Genomic DNA, 2,448 nt, shown 5'->3' on the forward strand with positions numbered 1-2,448 from the left:
ACCCCCACCCCCACCGCCCCCGCCGCCCCGGCCCCGACTCCGACCGCCACGGCCCCGGTCGGCCCGCGCCCCACTCCGCTGCCCAGCAGCCGGGTCCAGAACGGGCCCCTGTCGTCGGACGGCTCGGTGGATCCGCACAGCACCGTCTACTGGGCCCAGAGCAACCTCACTCTCAAGACCACACAGCCGCTCACCTCGCTCACCGTGGAACTGCGCATCGCCCAAACCGGCGGCGTGCAGAACACCGGCAACTGGCGCACCCTGCCGAGCGAAGACTTCGTCGTCACCGTTCAGGAGGCCGGCGGAGCGCTGGTCTACCGCTGGGTCCTCAAACCGGGCCGTACCGTGCCCACCGGGCAGCATGAATTCGCCGGCCAGTACAACCACGCCACCGGCGTGCGCAACGCCACGGACGACGGCTACCGCGTCGACACGCAGACCCCGGGCGGCTCCGTCGCGGTCTGGGGAAGGTTCACCCCGGCCCGGTAAGGACCGGCCAGGTTCCGGCCGAGGAGTCAGGGGCCTCGCGGCGCAAGCCGATCGCCTCCTCCAGGAGCCTCTCGGCGCGATCCAAGACGGCGGCTTCCGGATACGTCCGGAGCCGCACCAGCTGACGCCCTTCGCGGTGAACATCCGGCCGCGGTTGATGGAGGTGGGAATGAGGCTCATGGATGCGGACCACGTGGGGCTGGTTGTCGCGGCGCAGGCCGGTGACGATCGGGCGCGCGAGGAGCTGATCGCCGCGTACCTGCCGTTGCTCTACAACATCGTCGGGCGAGCGCTGAGCGGACATGCCGACGTCGACGACGTCGTCCAGGAAACCCTGCTGCGCGTGGTGCGCGACCTGCCTGCCCTGCGTGCTCCGGAGAGCTTCCGGTCCTGGCTGGTCTCGATCACGCTCCGCCAGATCAGTAACCACCGGCACCGGCAACGCGCCTTCGCCGGCCGGAGCACGGTCATCGACGAGGCACACCAGATACCGGACGCCGGCGCCGAACCCGGGGACATGACGATTCTGCGTCTGCATGTGTCGGACGAGCGCCGTCAGGTTGTCGAAGCCGGCCGGTGGCTCGACCCGGACCATCGAGTGCTGCTGTCGCTGTGGTGGCAGGAAGGCGCCGGCTCGCTGAGCCGTGACGACATCGCCGCCGCGACGGGGCTCACGGTCGCCCACGTCGGAGTGCGCCTGCAACGCATGCGCGAGCAGCTGGAACTGAGCCGGACGATCGTTGCCGCGCTGGAGGCCGACCCGCGCTGTCCGCAGTTGGACGAGGCCATCGTGGGCTGGGACGGTCTCCGTACATCGGTGTGGCGCAAGCGGATCGCGCGGCACACCCGCGGATGCCCGGTCTGCGCGGCGACGACGGCAGAGCGGGTTCCGGTCGAGCGACTGCTCCTCAGCCTCGCCCCACTGGCGGTCCCGGCCGGGCTCATCGCCGCCCTGGCTGCCAAGGGCCTGCTGTCGGGTACGGCGGCCGGCGCCGCCGGGCTGGCCACGGCACCCGTCGCCGTCGGCACGGCGACGGGGGGAGGTAGTCTGCACAGCTTGCTGATCGGCAAACTCCACGCGGTCACCGCTCATCCGCTGGTGGCCCTCGCCACCGGGGCGGTCCTCATCACCGGGACCGCCACCTACATGACCTGGCCCGAACCGGCGCATCGGGTGCCCGGCGCCATCGCCGCTCCCACGGCCGGCGATCCCACGCCGATCCCGTCGCGCACCACCACGTCGGCCGGACCGTCCCCGGTGAGTCCGCCGGCCGTCGCGGGCACTGTTCCGCTGGGCGCACAGTCGCTGGAGTCCGTGGACGAGCCCTCCCTGTACCTCACGTATGCCGGCGACTTCGCGACGCTCGGCCGAGTCTCGGGGTCCAGCAGCGCGCAGACGCGGCAGCGGGTCACCTTCACGGTCGTCGGGGGGCTGGCCGACACACGGTGCGTCACCTTCCTCGCCGCGGACGGCCGCTATCTGCGCCATCGTGAGCTGCGGCTACGGCTGAGCACCAACGACGGCAGCGAACTGTTCCGTGAGGACGCCACCTTCTGTCCGCACCCCGGGGCGGTCGCCGGGTCGGTGACCTTGCACGCGCACAACTATCCCGGTTCCGTCCTTCGCTACCGCGACGGCGGCATCCGGCTCGATGGCCCCGACGGCACCCGGGCCTTCGCCGACCAGGCTTCCTTCATCATGCGAAGGCCCTGGGCTTGAGAACCGCTCCTTGAGCATGTGGCCCGACCCGCGCAGTGACAGCTGGTGATCCTGCACCACGCCGTTCTCGACCCGGCAGGAGCCGAGTGCTGCGCCGAAACCGGCTTCGGTCCGGAGCCTGTCAACGTGATCAAGGCAGGTGAAGTGTTCTATCGCTGTGCCGGGATCGTTTGATCGTCGGGCCTGGGGTCGTCGGGCTTGTTGATCCAGGCGGCCATGGGGAGCTTCGGCGGTTCGGG

1 protein-coding gene and 1 pseudogene are annotated in these 2,448 nt (G+C 70.8%); both read left to right on the top strand.

Going from position 1 to position 2,448, the window contains the following annotated elements; genetic code table 11:
• A pseudogene (locus OTB19_RS42475) lies at positions 1-489 on the top strand (hypothetical protein); the annotation flags it as partial.
• A gap of 169 nt (positions 490-658) precedes the next feature.
• Complete coding sequence (locus tag OTB19_RS42480; protein ID WP_267804205.1) at positions 659-2,209, top strand: sigma-70 family RNA polymerase sigma factor; 1,551 nt, start codon at positions 659-661, stop codon at positions 2,207-2,209.
• Positions 2,210-2,448: the final 239 nt, after the last annotated feature.

Source organism: Streptomyces sp. H27-H5 (assembly GCF_026627505.1).
GTDB lineage: Bacteria > Actinomycetota > Actinomycetes > Streptomycetales > Streptomycetaceae > Streptomyces.

Coding starts and splice junctions, on each gene's coding strand:
- OTB19_RS42480 (WP_267804205.1), top strand. CDS start 659: ATGAGGCTCATGGATGCGGACCACGTGGGGCTGGTTGTCGCGGCGCAG.